This is a genomic window from Amycolatopsis palatopharyngis (genome assembly GCF_003385185.1).
Classification (GTDB): Bacteria; Actinomycetota; Actinomycetes; order Mycobacteriales; family Pseudonocardiaceae; genus Amycolatopsis; species Amycolatopsis palatopharyngis.
Map to the genome: position 1 here is coordinate 164,710 of NZ_PQHZ01000002.1, position 15,893 is coordinate 180,602.

Genomic DNA, 15,893 nt, shown 5'->3' on the forward strand with positions numbered 1-15,893 from the left:
CCGGCGGCGCCGGGCAACTCGAACAGCGTAGCCGGTGCGCTCTCAGAGGTCGAAACGGGGTCGATACCCTCGCCGTGGACCTCGAAGACTTCAAACGAACCGGGTGCTGCCCGGCAATGATGACAGGCGGTGGCGAGGGTGGACGCGGCGGCGGTGGCGAAATGGGCCGACGCGTGCGTGCGCAGCCTCGATGTGCTGTGTGCGGACATCAACGGCATCAATGTCTATCCCGTCGCCGATTCCGACACCGGCTCGAATCTGCTGTACACCGTCACCGGGGCCAGGGACGCGCTTCGCGCGGAAACCGTGTCGGCCGATGTGGGCGCGGCCCTGGGCGTGCTGGCGCGTGGAGCGGTTCGTGCCGCGAGGGGAAACTCCGGCGTGATCCTGTCGCAGGTGCTGCGCGGGCTCGCGGAGTCGGCAGGTCCCGGCCGGGAAAGCCTTGATGGTCCCGCACTGGCCGATGCCCTGACGAGGGCCGACAGCGTGGCGACGGCGGCGGTCGCCAGGCCGGTCGAGGGCACCATGCTCACCGTGCTGCATGCGGTGTCGGTGACGGTGTCCGAGCCCTCCGCTGCGGCCGCTACGGCCGCCGAGGTCGCGGCAACGGCCGCGGCCGCCGCGGCGACGGCCCTCGAACGCACCCCGGCGCAGCTGCCGGTGCTCGCGTCGGCGGGTGTGGTCGACGCCGGTGGCCGAGGGCTGCTCGCCGTGCTGGACGCGCTGGTGTGCGTCCTCACCGGGCGGACCACCGAGCCGCAGCACACACTGACCGCGCCAAGGGGCATGGCGAACGTCCCCGCTGCCCCGCTGGAATTGATGACCGTGCAAGCGTGGGAGGTCATGTACCTGCTCGACGGCGTCAACAGCCTCGACGACGTCAACGGCACCGGCGGCACCGCACCTGACCCCCTGGCGAGGTTGCGGGCGGCGCTGAGCGAACTGGGGGACAGCGTCACCGTGGCGGGGGACGGCGCGGGCAGTTACGCCGTCCACGTGCACTGCGGGGATATCGGGGCCGCGATCGAGGCGGGTCTTTCCGCGGGAAGGCCACACCGGATCCGCGTCGAGCCACTGCTCGCACATCCGCCGCCCGAACCCGCCGAGCCCGGCAGGGACCGGGCGGTGGTGGCCGTCGTGCACGGGGACGAGCTCGCCGCGCTGATCCATGCCGAGGGCGTGCGGGTACTCGCCGTGGGTACCGGGGAGGTGCCGAATGCGGAGGAGTTGCTCGGCCTGATCACCGGTACGGGCGCGGCGCACGTCACCGTGCTGCCTGGCGGGATGGAACTCACCGCGGCAGCCGACCGGATCGCCGGGCACGCGATGCTGGAGGAACGCGACATCGTCGTGGTCCCGTGTGCCTCGCCCGTGCAGGTGCTGGCCGCGCTGGCCGTGCATGACATCGCCAGGCGGACCAACGATGATGTCGTCGCCATGGCCGAGGCGGCAGCGGCGACCCGGCGCGGTGAGCTGCGGGTGGCTGACTCCGAGGCGATCACCTGGGTGGGACGGGCACACACCGGCGATGTGCTGGGCCTGGTCGACGGGGAGGTCCAGCTGATCGGGCCGGGCCCCGCCACGGCGGACAACGTCCTCGCCGCCGCGATGGACGTGCTGGGCCGGATGCTGGACCTCGGTGGCGAACTCGTCACCGTCCTCACCGGGACGGCGGCACCGCCGGACATCGGCGCCGTCCTCGGTCTTCGCCTGCGTGCCGAACGACCGGAAGTCGAACTGGTGTGCTATTCCAGTGGTGCGACCGATGCGGTGTTGCTGATCGGCGTGGAGTGATCGGGGCCGTGAGGGTTGTTCACGATCGGCCGGACGGGGGTGGCCCAGGTGAGCTGCGTGCGGCGGTGACGTGCGTCGTGTGGAACACCCTCAGCTGAATATGACACTGTGCACATCCTGGAGCGACGAGCGAGGCAGATCGGACAATGAGCGGGCTGCGCGACAAGTTGACCTCACTGGTCGGCGACAAGACCGCGAAGGCGCTGGCGTCCGCACTGGACATTCACACCGTGGGTGACCTGCTGCGGCACTACCCGAGGCGCTACGCCGCACGTGGGGAACTCACCGATATCGCGGGTCTCGAGATCGGTGAGCACGCGACGGTGATGGCCAGGATCGAGCACGTGAGCAAGCGCAGGATGCGCGCGCGTCCCGGCTCGATCCTGGAGATGACCATCACCGACGGCCACCGCAGGCTGTCCTGCGCGTTCTTCAACCAGGCGTGGCGGGAACGGGAGCTGCGGCCCGGCCGCACCGGGTTGTTCGCCGGAAAGGTCACCGCCTTCCGCAACACCCTGCAGCTGGCCAATCCCGAGTACGAGCTCATCGACGACGACGACATGTCCTCGGTGGACAGCTTTCTCGCCGAGATCATCCCGGTGTATCCGGCGGCGCAGGGAATGCCGTCGTGGTCGATCGGCAGGGCTGTGCAGCAGGTACTCGGAACGTTCGAACCCGAGGAGGACCCGCTACCGGACTGGCTGCGTATGCGGTACGACCTCGACCACCTGCACCCGGCGCTGCGTAATATCCACCGGCCGGAGAACTGGGCGGCACTCGAGTCGGCGCGCACGAGGCTGAAGTGGGACGAGGCGATGGCCGTCCAGCTGATCTTCGCCCAGCGCAGGTACTCGGCCGTGTCCCGGCCCGCGCCGGCGTGCCCGCCCAAGCCGGGCGGACTCGCCGACACCTTCGACAAGCGCCTGCCGTTCGAACTCACCGAGGGCCAGCGCGAGGTCGGCGCGAAGATCGCCACCGACCTCACGGGCGAGCATCCGATGAATCGGCTCCTGCAGGGCGAGGTGGGTAGCGGTAAGACCATCGTCGCGCTGCGGGCGATGCTGCAGGCGGTCGACGCGGGCAGGCAGGCCGCGATGCTGGCGCCGACCGAGGTACTGGCCGCGCAGCACGCGCGTTCCCTGCGCGAACTACTCGGCGACCTCGCCATGGCGGGCGAACTCGGTGGTGCTGATATCGCCACGAGGATCACCCTGCTCACGGGCTCGATGTCGGCGAAAGAACGCAAGCAGGCGCTGCTGGACATCGCAGGTGGGGCGGCTGGCATCGTCGTCGGAACGCACGCACTGATCCAGGAAACCGTTTCCTTCGCCGATCTCGGCTTCGTCGTGGTGGACGAGCAGCATCGGTTCGGCGTCGAGCAGCGGGACGCGTTGCGCTCGAGGGGAGCGGACTTCACCAGCCCGCACGTGCTGGTGATGACCGCGACGCCGATCCCGCGCACGGTCGCCATGACCGTTTACGGGGATCTGGAGATCTCCGCCCTGCGCGAGCTACCCGCCGGCCGTTCGCCGATCTCCACCACGGTTGTTCCGACCGCCGAGAAGCCGACCTGGCTGGACCGGGCGTGGCAGCGGGTGGCCGAGGAGGTCCGCAAGGGACATCAGGCCTATGTGGTCTGTCCCAGGATCGGCGACGAACCGGCCTCGGACAAGTCCGAGAAACGTCCGGCGCTGGCCGTGCTGGACATCGCGCCGGAACTGGCCGAGGGCCCGCTGAAGGGGCTGCGCGTCGGGGTGCTGCACGGCAGGCTGCCCAGTGACGAGAAGGACGCGGTGATGCGGGCGTTCGCCGCGGGCGAGGTGGACGTGCTGGTCGCCACGACGGTCATCGAGGTCGGCGTGAACGTGCCCAACGCGACCGTGATGGTGATCATGGACGCGGATCGCTTCGGGGTAAGCCAGCTGCACCAGCTGCGTGGGCGGGTCGGCCGCGGTTCGGTTCCCGGACTGTGTCTGCTGGTCACCGAAGCACTGGACGGTACCGCGACCCGGGAACGGCTCGCGGCGGTGGAATCCACACTGGACGGCTTCGAGCTGTCCAGACTGGACCTCGAACTGCGCAGGGAGGGCGACATCCTCGGCGCGGCACAGTCCGGGAAGCGGTCGGGGCTTAAGCAGCTGTCGCTGCTGCGCGACGAGGACGTGATCGCCGAGGCGCGGGAGTGCGCCCAGCGGATCGTCGCAGAGGACCCGGCGCTGGGTGAGCACCTCGGCCTCGCGCACCTGGTGGCCGACGTCGTGGACGCCGACCGCGCCGAGTACCTGGAGAAGACCTGACAGCGTGCTGGCTCGCCGCCGTCAGGCCCAGGTGGCGTCCCAGGTGGCCGGTCCGACGATGCCGTCGGCGGTGAGGCCGTTGTCGCGCTGGAACGAGGTACACGCGGATTTCGAAGCGGGGCCGTACGCTCCGTCGGCGGTGATGGACCAGCCGCGTACTCGCATCTGTTTCTGCCACGTCGTGACGCTGCTGCCGCGCATGATCGGCGGATAGCTCAGGTAGATCCCCGGCCACGGCGGCGCGACGCCGGGGCCGGGGGTCAGCGTCCCTTCGGTGACCATCTCGTACAGCTTCTCGCCGGGACAGGTCGTCGCGACGTGATCCCGGTGGCCGGTGACTCCTCGTCCTGCGCCGCCGGAGGTACGCAGGTCGACGATGGCTGACTTGTAGGCGTCGACCAGTTTTTCGCCGATCGCGTCCCCGTCGCCCACCAGGCCACATACCGCGTACCAGTTCTGATTTCCGGAACTCGATCCGTTCGCGGCCGTTCGCACATTCTTTCCCCGGCCGACGAAAATGTGATCGTGCGCGCAGACCAGGTAGGTGTACGCGATATCGGACCAGGTCTTTTCGTCCATGTGAAAATTCTGGATGCCGCGCACCTGTGCCGCGCATTGCGAATGGTCGGGCCTGGCGACCGAGCCGGTGCCGACATGATGGATCGCCACACCGCCGTTTGCGGGAGTGATGTTGTTCGACACGTTGCGCGGCGCGCGCGCTCCCCACTGTGCCCTGGTCACGACGGTCGTCATAGCTGGCGCTCCCGGTCGCAGTCGATTCCGGCGTCGAGCGGCTCGCCGGTCGCGGCGTCGACTCCTGCCGTGCGGCCGGCCGGGGCCGCCGCGAAAGCAGTTGCCGGAAGCAGGGACAGTGCGGTTGCCGCGGTCAGTGTCTTTCCGGCCGAGGCGAAAAACGCACGCCTCGAACGCTCGATCTCGGACATGTTTTTCTCGTTTCGTACGCGAGACGACGAAGAATCTGCCGAATCAATTTCGGCTGAATGCGTTGATCGTACAACCGGATACTGGAGACAATCAACGCCGGAAAGATTTTGGCTTTATTTTGGGGGCAGCCCGCCACATTGCTCGATGTCGCAGGCCCCGATCGGGGGAACGCTCGCGTTGCCGGGCCAGCCCACAGCGGGTAAGCCCTTCGCATGGGACTTCGAGGCGCACGGGCCGTGCTCGCGACGACGGCGGTTGTTCTTGTGACGTCGGGGACGGGGCTGGTGGTGCCATCGGCGGCAGCGGTGCCCGTCGAACCCCCGGTGACGGAGCCGGGGGAGCAGGCGGATCCGCCGAGCTGGGGCCTGGATCGGATCGATCAGCGTGAAGGTCTCGACCAGCTGTACCGCTACCCGGCGAGAGCGGGCGAGGTGACCGTCTACGTCATCGACACCGGTGTCGACGGCACCAATCCGGAGTTCGACGGGCGGGTGTGGCCTGGCAAGGACTTCGTCGACGACGACAATCACGCTACCGACGGCAACGGGCACGGCACCCACCTGGCAGGAGTGATCGGCGCCGAGCGGCACGGTATCGCCAAGGACGTGCGGATCATGCCGGTCCGGGTGCTCGACGACAACGGTGCCGGGAATCTCCTGGACATCCTGGCCGGAATCGAGTGGGTCACGGTGAACGCCACCCAGCCGGCCGTCGCGGTGTTCGGTATCGGTGGTCCGCCGGAGGAGGCGCTCGACGAGGCCGTCCGCGAACTCGCCACAGTGATGCCGGTCGCGGTGCCCGCGGGTAGCTCCGGAGCGTCGGCAGCCGAATTCTCGCCGGGCAGGGTGGCCGAGGCGTTGACCGTCGCGGCGGCCGACCGTGACGACGCCGCGATCGCGCGGTCGAACTCCGGCTCCGCGGTGGACCTCTTCGCCCCTGGTGCGGAGATTCCCGCGCCGAGCACCGGCGGCGCCGTCTCCGTGCAGTCGGGTACCTCGACGGCTGCGGCGCATGTCGCGGGCGCGGCGGCGCTCTACCGGGCGCAGCATCCGGACGCCACACCTGCCGAGGTCAGCGCGGCGATCGTGGCCGCGGCGACGGAGGATGCGCTCACGGATGTGCCGGACGGAACGGCCAACCGCCTGCTGTTCACCGGGAGTGTGCAGCCGTAGGACACACCGCAATGATGTCCATCACTTGGTACGGAACTCCCGCCCACCGGGAGTCAGACGGTAACGTGCGCCATCTACCGATCCGTACAAGGGAAGGACCGGCATGTTCCGCAAGGTACTCGTCGCCAACCGTGGTGAGATCGCCATCCGTGCGTTCCGTGCAGGCTACGAACTCGGCGCAGGCACCGTCGCCGTGTTCCCGCACGAGGACCGCAACTCGCTGCACCGGCTGAAGGCCGACGAGGCCTACGAGATCGGGGAAGAAGGACACCCGGTCCGTGCCTATCTGTCTGTCGAGGAGATCGTCGAAGCGGCCCGCAAGGCCGGTGCCGACGCCGTCTACCCGGGTTACGGGTTCCTCTCGGAGAACCCCGACCTCGCTCGCGCTTGCCAAGAGGCAGGAATCACATTCGTCGGGCCCAGCGCGGAGATCCTCGAGCTGACCGGCAACAAGGCCAGGGCGGTGGCCGCGGCGCGCGCCGCGGGTGTGCCCGTACTCGGGTCCTCGCAGCCGTCCTCGGACATCGACCAGCTGATGGCGGACGCGGAGGAGCTGGGCTACCCGCTGTTCGTGAAGGCGGTCGCCGGTGGTGGCGGGCGGGGCATGCGCCGGGTCAGCGAGCCGAAGGTGCTGCGCGAGTCCATCGAGGCCGCCGCGCGTGAGGCCGAGTCCGCGTTCGGTGACCCGACGGTGTTCCTGGAGAAGGCCGTGGTGGATCCGCGGCATATCGAGGTGCAGATCCTCGCCGACGGCGAGGGCAACGTCATCCACCTGTACGAGCGGGACTGCTCTGTGCAGCGCAGGCACCAGAAGGTCATCGAGCTCGCACCTGCCCCGAACCTCGATCCCGAACTCCGGGACCGGATCTGCTCCGACGCGGTCGCCTTTGCCGAGCAGATCGGCTACCGCAACGCGGGCACGGTCGAATTCCTGCTCGACCCCGAGGGCAACCACGTCTTCATCGAGATGAACCCCCGCATCCAGGTCGAGCACACCGTGACCGAGGAGGTCACCGACGTGGACCTGGTGCAGTCGCAGATGCGGATCGCCGCGGGCGAGACACTCGCGGACCTCGGTCTCTCCCAGGACCGGATCTATCTGCGCGGCGCGGCTCTGCAGTGCCGGATCACCACCGAGGATCCCGCCAACGGCTTCCGGCCGGACACCGGGATGATCAGCGCGTACCGCTCACCCGGCGGCTCGGGTATCCGCCTCGACGGCGGTACCGCCTTCGCCGGCACCGAGATCAGCGCGCACTTCGACTCCATGCTGGTCAAGCTCAGCTGCCGCGGCCGGGACCTGAAGACCGCGGTCGGGCGGGCCCGCCGAGCCCTCGCCGAGTTCCGCATCCGCGGTGTGGCGACGAACATCCCGTTCCTGCAGGCGGTGCTGGACGATCCGGACTTCCAGCAGGGCCGGGTCACCACGTCGTTCATCGAGCAGCGCCCGCACCTGCTGACCGCGCGGCACTCCGCCGACCGCGGCACGCGGCTGCTGACCTACCTCGCCGACGTGACGGTGAACAAGCCGAACGGCGAACGGCCCCGGCTGATCAACCCGGCGGAGAAGCTGCCGGAGATCGCGGATCAGGAACCCCCTGCCGGCTCCCGGCAGCGGCTGCTCGAACTGGGCCCCGAGGGGTTCGCCCGCTGGCTGCGTGAATCCCCGACGATCGGGGTCACCGACACCACCTTCCGTGACGCGCACCAGTCCCTGCTGGCCACCCGGGTCCGCACCAAGGACCTGCTCGCGGTCGCGCCTGTGGTGGCCCACACCGTGCCGCAACTGCTCTCCCTCGAGTGCTGGGGCGGCGCGACCTACGACGTGGCGCTGCGCTTCCTCGCGGAGGATCCGTGGGAGCGGCTGGCCGCACTGCGCAAGGCCGTGCCCAACATCTGTCTGCAGATGCTGTTGCGTGGCCGGAACACGGTCGGCTACACGCCGTATCCCACGGAGGTGACGAACGCCTTCGTCGAGGAGGCGACCGCGACGGGAATCGATATCTTCCGCATTTTCGACGCGCTCAACGACGTCTCCCAGATGCGGCCCGCGATCGAGGCCGTGCGGGAGACCGGGTCGGCAGTGGCCGAGGTGGCGCTCTGCTACACCTCGGACCTCTCCGATCCCGGCGAGAAGCTGTACACACTGGACTACTACCTGCGCCTCGCCGAACAGATCGTCGACGCCGGAGCGCACGTGCTCGCGGTGAAGGATATGGCGGGGTTGCTGCGCGCACCCGCGGCGGCACGGCTGGTCTCCGCGCTGCGCAAGGAGTTCGACCTCCCGGTGCATATCCACACTCACGACACTGCCGGTGGTCAGCTGGCCACCTACCTCGCCGCGGTGCAGGCAGGCGCGGACGCGGTCGACGGGGCCGTGGCCTCGATGGCGGGAACCACCTCGCAGCCATCCCTTTCGGCGATCGTTGCCGCGACCGATCACTCCGACCGGCCCACCGGCCTGGACCTGCAGGCAATCGGCGATCTCGAGCCCTACTGGGAGATCGTGCGCAAGATCTACGCGCCGTTCGAAGCGGGACTGGCGTCGCCGACCGGCCGCGTCTACCACCACGAGATCCCCGGCGGTCAGCTGTCCAACCTCCGCACCCAGGCCATCGCACTCGGCCTCGGTGACCGGTTCACCGACATCGAGGCGATGTATGCGGCGGCCGACCGGATCCTCGGACACCTGGTCAAGGTCACGCCGTCGTCCAAAGTGGTCGGGGACCTCGCCCTGCATCTCGTCGGTGCGGGTGTCTCGCCCGAGGAGTTCGAGGCGGAGCCGAACAAGTACGACATCCCGGACTCGGTGATCGGCTTCCTGCGTGGCGAGCTCGGCGACCCACCCGGTGGCTGGCCGGAGCCGTTCCGGACCAAGGCTCTGGAGGGCCGTGCCGAACCCAAGCCGGTGGTCGAGCTGTCCGAAGAGGACAACAAGAGCCTGGCGTCGGACCGGAGGGCAACGCTGAACCGCCTGTTGTTCCCTGGCCCCACCAAGGACTTCGAAACGCATCGGGCCGCGTACGGCGACACCAGCGTGCTGCCGAGCAAGGACTTCTTCTACGGGCTGCGCCCCGGTGAGGAGCATGCCGTCGACCTCGAGCAGGGCGTACGGCTGCTGATCGAGCTCGAGGCGATCGGTGAGGCCGACGAGCGGGGTATCCGCACGGTGATGGCGACGCTGAACGGTCAGATGCGGCCGATCCAGATCCGTGACACCTCGGTGGCCGCCGACCTGCCGGCGGCGGAGAAGGCGGACAAGTCCGATCCCAAGCAGATCGCCGCGCCGTTCGCCGGAGTGGTCACCCTTTCGGTCGGGGAGGGCGACGAGGTCGAGGCAGGCGCGACGGTCGCGACCATCGAGGCGATGAAGATGGAGGCCGCGATCACCGCGTCCGAGGCCGGCAAGGTCTCCCGCCTGGCCATCAACTCCGTCCAGCAGGTCGAGGGTGGAGACCTGCTGGTGGTGCTGGAGTGAGCACGGCGCCGGTAGAAGTTCCCCAATGTGGCATTGGGGACGTTGAGGTTCCCCAATGTGGCATTGGGGACGTTGAAGTTCCCGAAAGCCACATTGGGGAACTCCCCTGGGCGGTGCCGGCGTGAGCGGGGTGGCACCGGAAGCATGAGCGTGAGCCCGCTCGGGTCCTGGCTGCTGGGGTCGGTGCACCAGCGGGACTCCGTGCTGCGCCTGCGGGTGCAGTTGCTGCTCACCGCGTCACTGGTGATCGCCAACCTGGTCGGCATCGTCGCCGTCGTGACGCTGGTGACGATCGTGCTTCCGGGCCCCAGCGTCTTCGTCGGGGACCTCACGCTGGTCCACTTCGTCGCGCTGCCTGCCTACATCGTGTTCGCGCTGGTGATCGGCGTCGTCTGGGGAACCAGAAGGGCCCTGCGCACGCTGCGGTGGGTGCTGGAGGGCAGGCTGCCTACCGAACGGGAACGCAGGGCGACGCTGCGTGTGCCGATCCGTCTGTTCCGGCTGCAGGCCGCCCTCTGGTTCGGCGGCACGATCCTGTTCACCACGATCTACGCCTTCGAACTTCCCGACGCGGTGTTCAAGGTCGGCTTCACCGTCGGCCTCGGCGGGCTCGTCGTTTGCGCGAACGCCTATCTGCTCAGCGAGTTCGCCCTCCGGCCGATCGCCGCCAGGGCCCTCTCCAGCGGCCCAGCCCCGCGCAGGCGGATGGTCGCCGGAGTGACCATGCGAGTGCTGATGGCCTGGGCGCTCGGCTCCGGGGTGCCACTGACCGGACTCATGCTGGTCGCGCTGTTCGCCCTCGCGAGGGGTGACGTCTCGGCCACCCGGCTCTCGATCAACATCCTCGTGCTCGGCGGCATCATCCTGGTGTTCGGCTTCCTGATCGTGCTGCTGATGGCGCGGGCGACCGTGGCGCCGATCCGGACCGTGCGCTCCGCGCTGGCCCGCGTGCAGGGCGGGGACCTCGGCGCCGAAGTGGTGGTGTTCGACGGGACCGAACTCGGACTCCTGCAGGCGGGCTTCAACCGGATGGTGGACGGGCTGCGGGAGCGCGAACGCATCCGCGACCTGTTCGGCAGGCACGTCGGTCACGAGGTCGCCACGGAGGCGTTGCTGGCGAAGGACATCGAACTCGGCGGGGAGGTGCGGGAGGTCGCCGTGCTGTTCGTAGACGTCATCGGGTCAACCACGCTGGCCGCAACACACCCGCCTGCCGAGGTGGTCGCCGTGCTCAACCGCTTCTTCGCGGTGGTGGTGGCCGAGGTGCACGAGCACGGCGGCTCGGTGAACAAATTCGAGGGCGACGCCGCACTCGCCGTCTTCGGCGCTCCCACGAGCGTGCCCGACCCCGAGGGACAGGCACTGGCCGCGGCAAGGTCCATGGGCAGGCGGTTGCGGGCCGAGGTGACCGAATGTGAGGCCGGGATCGGCGTAGCGGCAGGCCCGGCCGTCGCGGGCAACATCGGCGAGGAGAACCGATACGAGTACACCGTGATCGGCGACCCCGTGAACGAGGCGGCGCGGCTCACCGAGCTGGCCAAGTCCGTTCCGGGGAGGGTGGTGGCCTCGATGCGTGCGGTCGAACACGCGGACCAGGCGGAGGCAGGGCGCTGGACGCCGATCGACGAGACCACCCTGCGCGGCCGCACCGAGCCCACCCGCGTCGCGGCCCCGGTGACCGAAACTCCCGCACTTTCCCGGGAAAGTGCGAGATGACCCCCGGCCGGGGGTCAGCCGGCCAGGGCGGAGACCAGTTCGTAGGAGCGGCGCCGGTCTTCGTGGCCGTGGACCATCGTGGTGATCATCAGCTCGTTCGCGCCGGTTTCGGCCAGTAGGTCGTCGAGACCCTTGCGGACCGTCTCCGGGGAGCCGACGATATTGCTCGCCATCCGCTCCTCGATGAACATCCGGTCCAGATCCGTGTACGGGTAGTCGGCGGCCTCCTGCGGACTTGGCAGCGGGATCGGCCTGCCGTGTCGCAGGCTGAGGAACGTCACCCCCGACGGCCCGGCGATCCACTGTGCGTGCTCGTCGGTTTCGGCGCAGATCACCGAGGCTCCGAGCATCACGTACGGCTCGTCCAGCACGGTGGACGGCTGAAACGCATCCCGGTAGATCCGCAGTGCCGGACCGGTGTTCTGCGCGCTGAAGTGGTGGGCGAAGGAGAACGGCAGACCGAGCATCCCCGCGAGCTGTGCACTGAAACCGCTCGAACCCAGCAGCCAGACCGGCGGGCGGTTGCCCTCGGCGACCGCGGCGCGAACCGCCCGGCCTTCTTCCGGCTCGAAGTACTCCATCAGCTCCGTCAGCTGCTGGGGGAACTCCTGGGCGGACAGTGCCGCGGCCGAGCCGCGCAACGCGACCGCCGTGCGCTGGTCGGTCCCCGGGGCCCTGCCGATCCCGAGGTCGATGCGGCCGGGGTGGAACGCCTCCAGGGTGCCGAACTGCTCGGCCACGACGAGCGGCGCGTGGTTGGGCAGCATCACTCCGCCGGAGCCGACCCTGATGCGCTCGGTGGCCGAGGCGACCTGGGCGATCAGGACAGCGGTCGCCGAACTGGCGATGCCCGGCATGTTGTGATGCTCGGCGAGCCAGTACCGGCGATAGCCGAGCGACTCCGTGTGCCGCGCGAGATCCACCGTGTTACGAAAGGAGGTCGCGGCGTCGGAGCCGCTGTTGATCGGCGAAAGGTCCAGAACGGACAGCGGTATTTCGGGCAGGCTGGTGCTCGGCTCGGAAGTCACGCCTGTGTGTAACGCGAAAGTACCTGCGTTGCTTCCCGTCCGTGGGCAGCCCTTGCGACCAGGCTCTGGTCGCTCAGGAACCGGCTGCCGAGCCGATCGCGGGCGGCGCGGGCGGGTCACCCGCGACCACGGTGCCGAGCGACTGCTGCCATGCCTGCTCCCACAGCCCGGCGTCCTCGATCTTCTGCAGCCAGGTGTTGATGAACTGCTTGAACTCCTGGTCGCCGTGGCGCAGACCGATTCCGTAGGGCTCGCTGGTGAACGGCTCGCCGACCACCTGGATCTTCTCGTTCAGGAACGCGAATCCCGCCAGCAGAGTCAGGTCGTGCACGTAAGCGTCACCGGTACCGTCCTCCAGTGCCTGGATGCACTCCGGCGCCGTGTCGAAGGTCTTGATCTCGGCCTCAGGGGCGTACTCCCGAATGGCCGCAACGCTGGTGGCACCGTTGACCGCGAGCACCGTCTTGCCGTTGAGGTCTTCCGGCTCGGTGATGTTCGTTTCCGATTTCAACGTGGCAATGGCCTGGCCCGAGGTGAGGTAGGGGCCCGCGAACGAAACCTTTTCCGCTCGTGCCGGGGTGATCGAGTAGATCCGGATCACCACGTCGACCGTGTTGATCTGCAGCAGTGCCTCGCGTGTCTCCGGAGTGGACTTGATGATCTTCGTGTTCGGTTCGCCGATGATGTACTTCGCGAGCATCTTGCTGAGCGCGGCGTCGAAGCCTTCGGTCTGTCCCGTCGTCGGATTCCGCTGCGACAGCAACGGCATGTTCACCTCGCCGCCGACGAGGAGTTCCCCGCGGCGCTTGATCGCCTGCGCCGTACTGGAGGAGCCGAGTTCCTCCGCGGTGGCAACGGGTGCCAGGTCCAGCAGGCTGGGAGCACCTGACGAAGCGTCCTCGCTCGGAGCTTGCTGCGCCGGCTCCGACGTGCAGGCGGCGACGGCCACCAGTACGAGGACAGCGCCGACGGCGGTCCGCACCCGGCGCGCTGAACCGCGGCGCGCGGACGGGGACAGCATGGAAGTCAACAGTGTCATCGAGACACACTCCATCTCGGCTTGCGATGTTCGCCCGCCTGATGGATCTGCATCGACGGGCTGCTTGAGCGGAGCCGCTCACGGAATACGGCCGTCGTGAATGGTACGCACTTTGGGGTGAATTCCGAACGGTGGTGTCGTCCAATTCATCGAGCCGAATAGTCGGTGACAAACCAACTCCGGCCTGAAAACGCGCGTAGTTGCCTTTGTGCTCTCTGTTGCCGGCCGGGCCGTCCGCTGTGGAGTTCAGTCCTGATCCGGCAGCCAGTCCGGATCCGAGGCCAGCACGGTGAGTTGCTGGGTGGCCCGGGTCAGGGCGACATAGAGCACCCTGCGACCGGTCGTCGACTCGGTGATCAGTTCGGTGGGTTCGAGCAGGACCACCGCGTCGTACTCGAGTCCCTTCGAGTCCAGGCTGCCGACGATCTTGAGGCGTTCGTCGGCTTGGCCGCGCAACCACCGCCGCAGTTCGCCGACCCGGTCCATGGCGCAGATCACGCCGACCGTGCCCTCGACCGAGCCGAGGAGCTCCTTCACCGCGGCCTGCACGGCGCCCTCGGCCGTGCCCCGTTCGATGGTGCGGACCTCCGGTACGAGCCCGGTCGTGCGTACGGCGTGGGGGAGGTCGCCTGCCTCGGCGTGCCCGGCGACCACCTTCGCGGCGAGTTCGAAGATCTCCGCCGAGTTCCGGTAGTTGGTCCGCAGCGTGTAGCGCCTGCGCGCGGTCCGCGAGCCGAACGCCGTGTCCCGGGCCTGCGCGGCTTCCTCCGGGTCCGGCCACGAGCTCTGCACGGGATCGCCCACCACGGTCCAGCTCGCGTATCGCCCCCTCCGGCCGATCATCCGCCACTGCATGGGCGAGAGGTCCTGCGACTCGTCCACCACGATGTGGGAGTACTCGTCGTAGTGCTCGGGACGGTGACGGTCCCGGACTGTCGTGCTGTCGCGAGTCTGCTCGGCGTCCAGCTCGAGCCTGCTGTCCCGCCTGCGACGCTTCGGCGGGGGACCGAGCAGCACGCGCAGCTCGTCCAGCAGTGCGATGTCGGCCACCGACCAGCCGCGCGTGCGATCGCTCATGGAAGCGGCCAACAGGCTGATCTCGTCCCGCGAGAGCACGTGCTTGCTCGCCTTGGCGAGTCTGCGCTCGTCACCCAGCCAGCCCAGCACCTGGGCCGGGTAGAGCACCGGCCACCACGTCACGAGGAACCGGTGGAAGTCGATCCGCTCGCCGAGGTCGTTGATCAGCTCGGCACGCTCGATGGTCCTGCCGTCGGCGCTCGCGTACTCCTCGGCCTTGTCGGCGAGGGCGTTGAGCAGGGACTCGGCCGCCCGGATCCTGGATCGGTTCGGCGGACCCCCCTGGGTGTGTACCTTGCGCCGCACCTTGTCCAGCTCCCGCGCATCCAGCCTGAGCACCTCGCCCCGGTAGACGATCCGCATCTCGTCCGGTGCCTCCGGCGGCATGGCCCGCAGTGCCTTCAGCAGCACCTTGCGCATGCGCAGGGAGCCCTTGATCGCGGCGAGCGGGGCGGCGTCCTGCCGGGTCGCCTCGATGCCGTCGAGTACCTCACCCAGCGCGCGCAGCTCCACGTTGGTCTCGCCCATCGAGGGCAGCACCCTGGAGATGTAGGTGGTGAACACCCCTGAAGGGCCGATGACCAGCACGCCCGCCCCGCCGAGCTGCTTGCGGTACCGGTACAGCAGATAGGCGGCGCGATGCAGCGCGACCGCCGTTTTGCCGGTGCCGGGGCCGCCGGTGATCTCGGTCACCCCGCGCCATGGTGCGCGGATCACCTCGTCCTGCTCACGCTGGATGGTGGCCACGATGTCGCGCATCTTCTCGCCACGGGCCCGGCCCAGTGCGGCCATCAGCGCGCCCTCGCCGACGATCCGCATGTCCTCGGGCACGGCGTCCGCCATCAACACGTCGTCGTCGACGTCGAGCACCTTCTGGCCGGAACACCGGATCACCCTGCGGCGCACGACGTCCATCGGTTCCTCGGCCGTCGCCTGGTAGAAGGCGGCGGCGGCGGGGGCGCGCCAGTCGGTGACGAGGTTGTCGAAGTCGGCGTCCCTGATGCCGAGCCTGCCGACGTAGAGCGGCTCGGTGTCCTGGGAGGCGTCGGCCCCGGAGTAGTCCAGCTTGCCGAAAACCAGGCCCTCGTACTCGGCATCGAGGGTCTGCAGTGTCTGGGTGGCGTGGAACACCATCATGTCGCGCTCGAAGAGCATCGACGCCTGCTCGAACACGGCCTCCCGCTGTGCGCCGTGGCCGATCTCGTAGCCCTTCGTGCGCATCGACTCCGCCTGCGTCCGCAGTTCCGCGAGACGGGCGTAGACGCGATCGACGTGGTTCTGTTCGACAGCGATCTCGGCTCTTCTGACCCGAGGTTCCGACACGCAGGCTCCTAGCAGCTCAAGTCG

The 15,893-nt window shown here is 68.8% G+C and carries 10 protein-coding genes; 5 read left to right on the plus strand and 5 right to left on the minus strand.

Translation table 11 applies throughout. The annotated features are described in order from the left end of the window. Window positions 1-129 precede the first annotated feature (129 nt). Window positions 130-1,794, plus strand: coding sequence for a DAK2 domain-containing protein (locus D0C15_RS02130; protein ID WP_116040671.1), 1,665 nt, complete (start codon window positions 130-132; stop codon window positions 1,792-1,794). 146 nt (window positions 1,795-1,940) lie between these two features. Then, entirely contained in the window at window positions 1,941-4,091 is a 2,151-nt protein-coding gene (gene recG / locus D0C15_RS02135; RefSeq protein ID WP_116040670.1) for an ATP-dependent DNA helicase RecG, read from the plus strand. A gap of 21 nt (window positions 4,092-4,112) precedes the next feature. Here recG and D0C15_RS35390 read toward each other — a convergent pair whose 3' ends face one another. Both D0C15_RS35390 and D0C15_RS02145 read right to left on the minus strand, forming a co-directional pair. Further along, window positions 4,113-4,844, minus strand: coding sequence for a peptidoglycan recognition protein family protein (locus D0C15_RS35390; RefSeq protein ID WP_116040669.1), 732 nt, complete (start codon window positions 4,842-4,844; stop codon window positions 4,113-4,115). Then, window positions 4,841-5,035, minus strand: coding sequence for a hypothetical protein (locus tag D0C15_RS02145; protein WP_116040668.1), 195 nt, complete (start codon window positions 5,033-5,035; stop codon window positions 4,841-4,843). The genes D0C15_RS35390 and D0C15_RS02145 overlap by 4 nt, the downstream gene beginning before the upstream one ends. A 213-nt stretch (window positions 5,036-5,248) precedes the next feature. On the opposite strand from D0C15_RS02145, the gene D0C15_RS02150 reads away from it, so the two are divergent. The 3 genes from D0C15_RS02150 to D0C15_RS02160 all read left to right on the plus strand — a co-directional run bounded on the left by D0C15_RS02150 (window position 5,249) and on the right by D0C15_RS02160 (window position 11,402). Beyond that, window positions 5,249-6,208, plus strand: coding sequence for a S8 family peptidase (locus D0C15_RS02150; RefSeq protein ID WP_116040667.1), 960 nt, complete (start codon window positions 5,249-5,251; stop codon window positions 6,206-6,208). Window positions 6,209-6,311: 103 nt separating this feature from the next. Beyond that, complete coding sequence (locus D0C15_RS02155) at window positions 6,312-9,686, plus strand: pyruvate carboxylase (RefSeq protein WP_116040666.1); 3,375 nt, start codon at window positions 6,312-6,314, stop codon at window positions 9,684-9,686. A 144-nt stretch (window positions 9,687-9,830) separates the two neighbouring features. Continuing rightward, on the plus strand, window positions 9,831-11,402 hold the full coding sequence (locus tag D0C15_RS02160) for an adenylate/guanylate cyclase domain-containing protein (protein WP_116040665.1): 1,572 nt from the start codon (window positions 9,831-9,833) through the stop codon (window positions 11,400-11,402). 14 nt (window positions 11,403-11,416) lie between these two features. On the opposite strand, the gene D0C15_RS02165 is transcribed toward D0C15_RS02160, so the two are convergent. The 3 genes from D0C15_RS02165 to D0C15_RS02175 form a co-directional block, all read right to left on the minus strand. Continuing rightward, window positions 11,417-12,397: an LLM class flavin-dependent oxidoreductase gene (locus D0C15_RS02165; protein WP_116040704.1), complete on the minus strand. Its 981-nt coding sequence runs from the start codon at window positions 12,395-12,397 to the stop codon at window positions 11,417-11,419. A 106-nt stretch (window positions 12,398-12,503) separates the two neighbouring features. Further along, entirely contained in the window at window positions 12,504-13,469 is a 966-nt protein-coding gene (locus D0C15_RS02170; RefSeq protein ID WP_245975518.1) for a glutamate ABC transporter substrate-binding protein, read from the minus strand. Window positions 13,470-13,715: 246 nt separating this feature from the next. Then, entirely contained in the window at window positions 13,716-15,869 is a 2,154-nt protein-coding gene (locus D0C15_RS02175; RefSeq protein ID WP_116040664.1) for a HelD family protein, read from the minus strand. Window positions 15,870-15,893 lie beyond the last annotated feature (24 nt).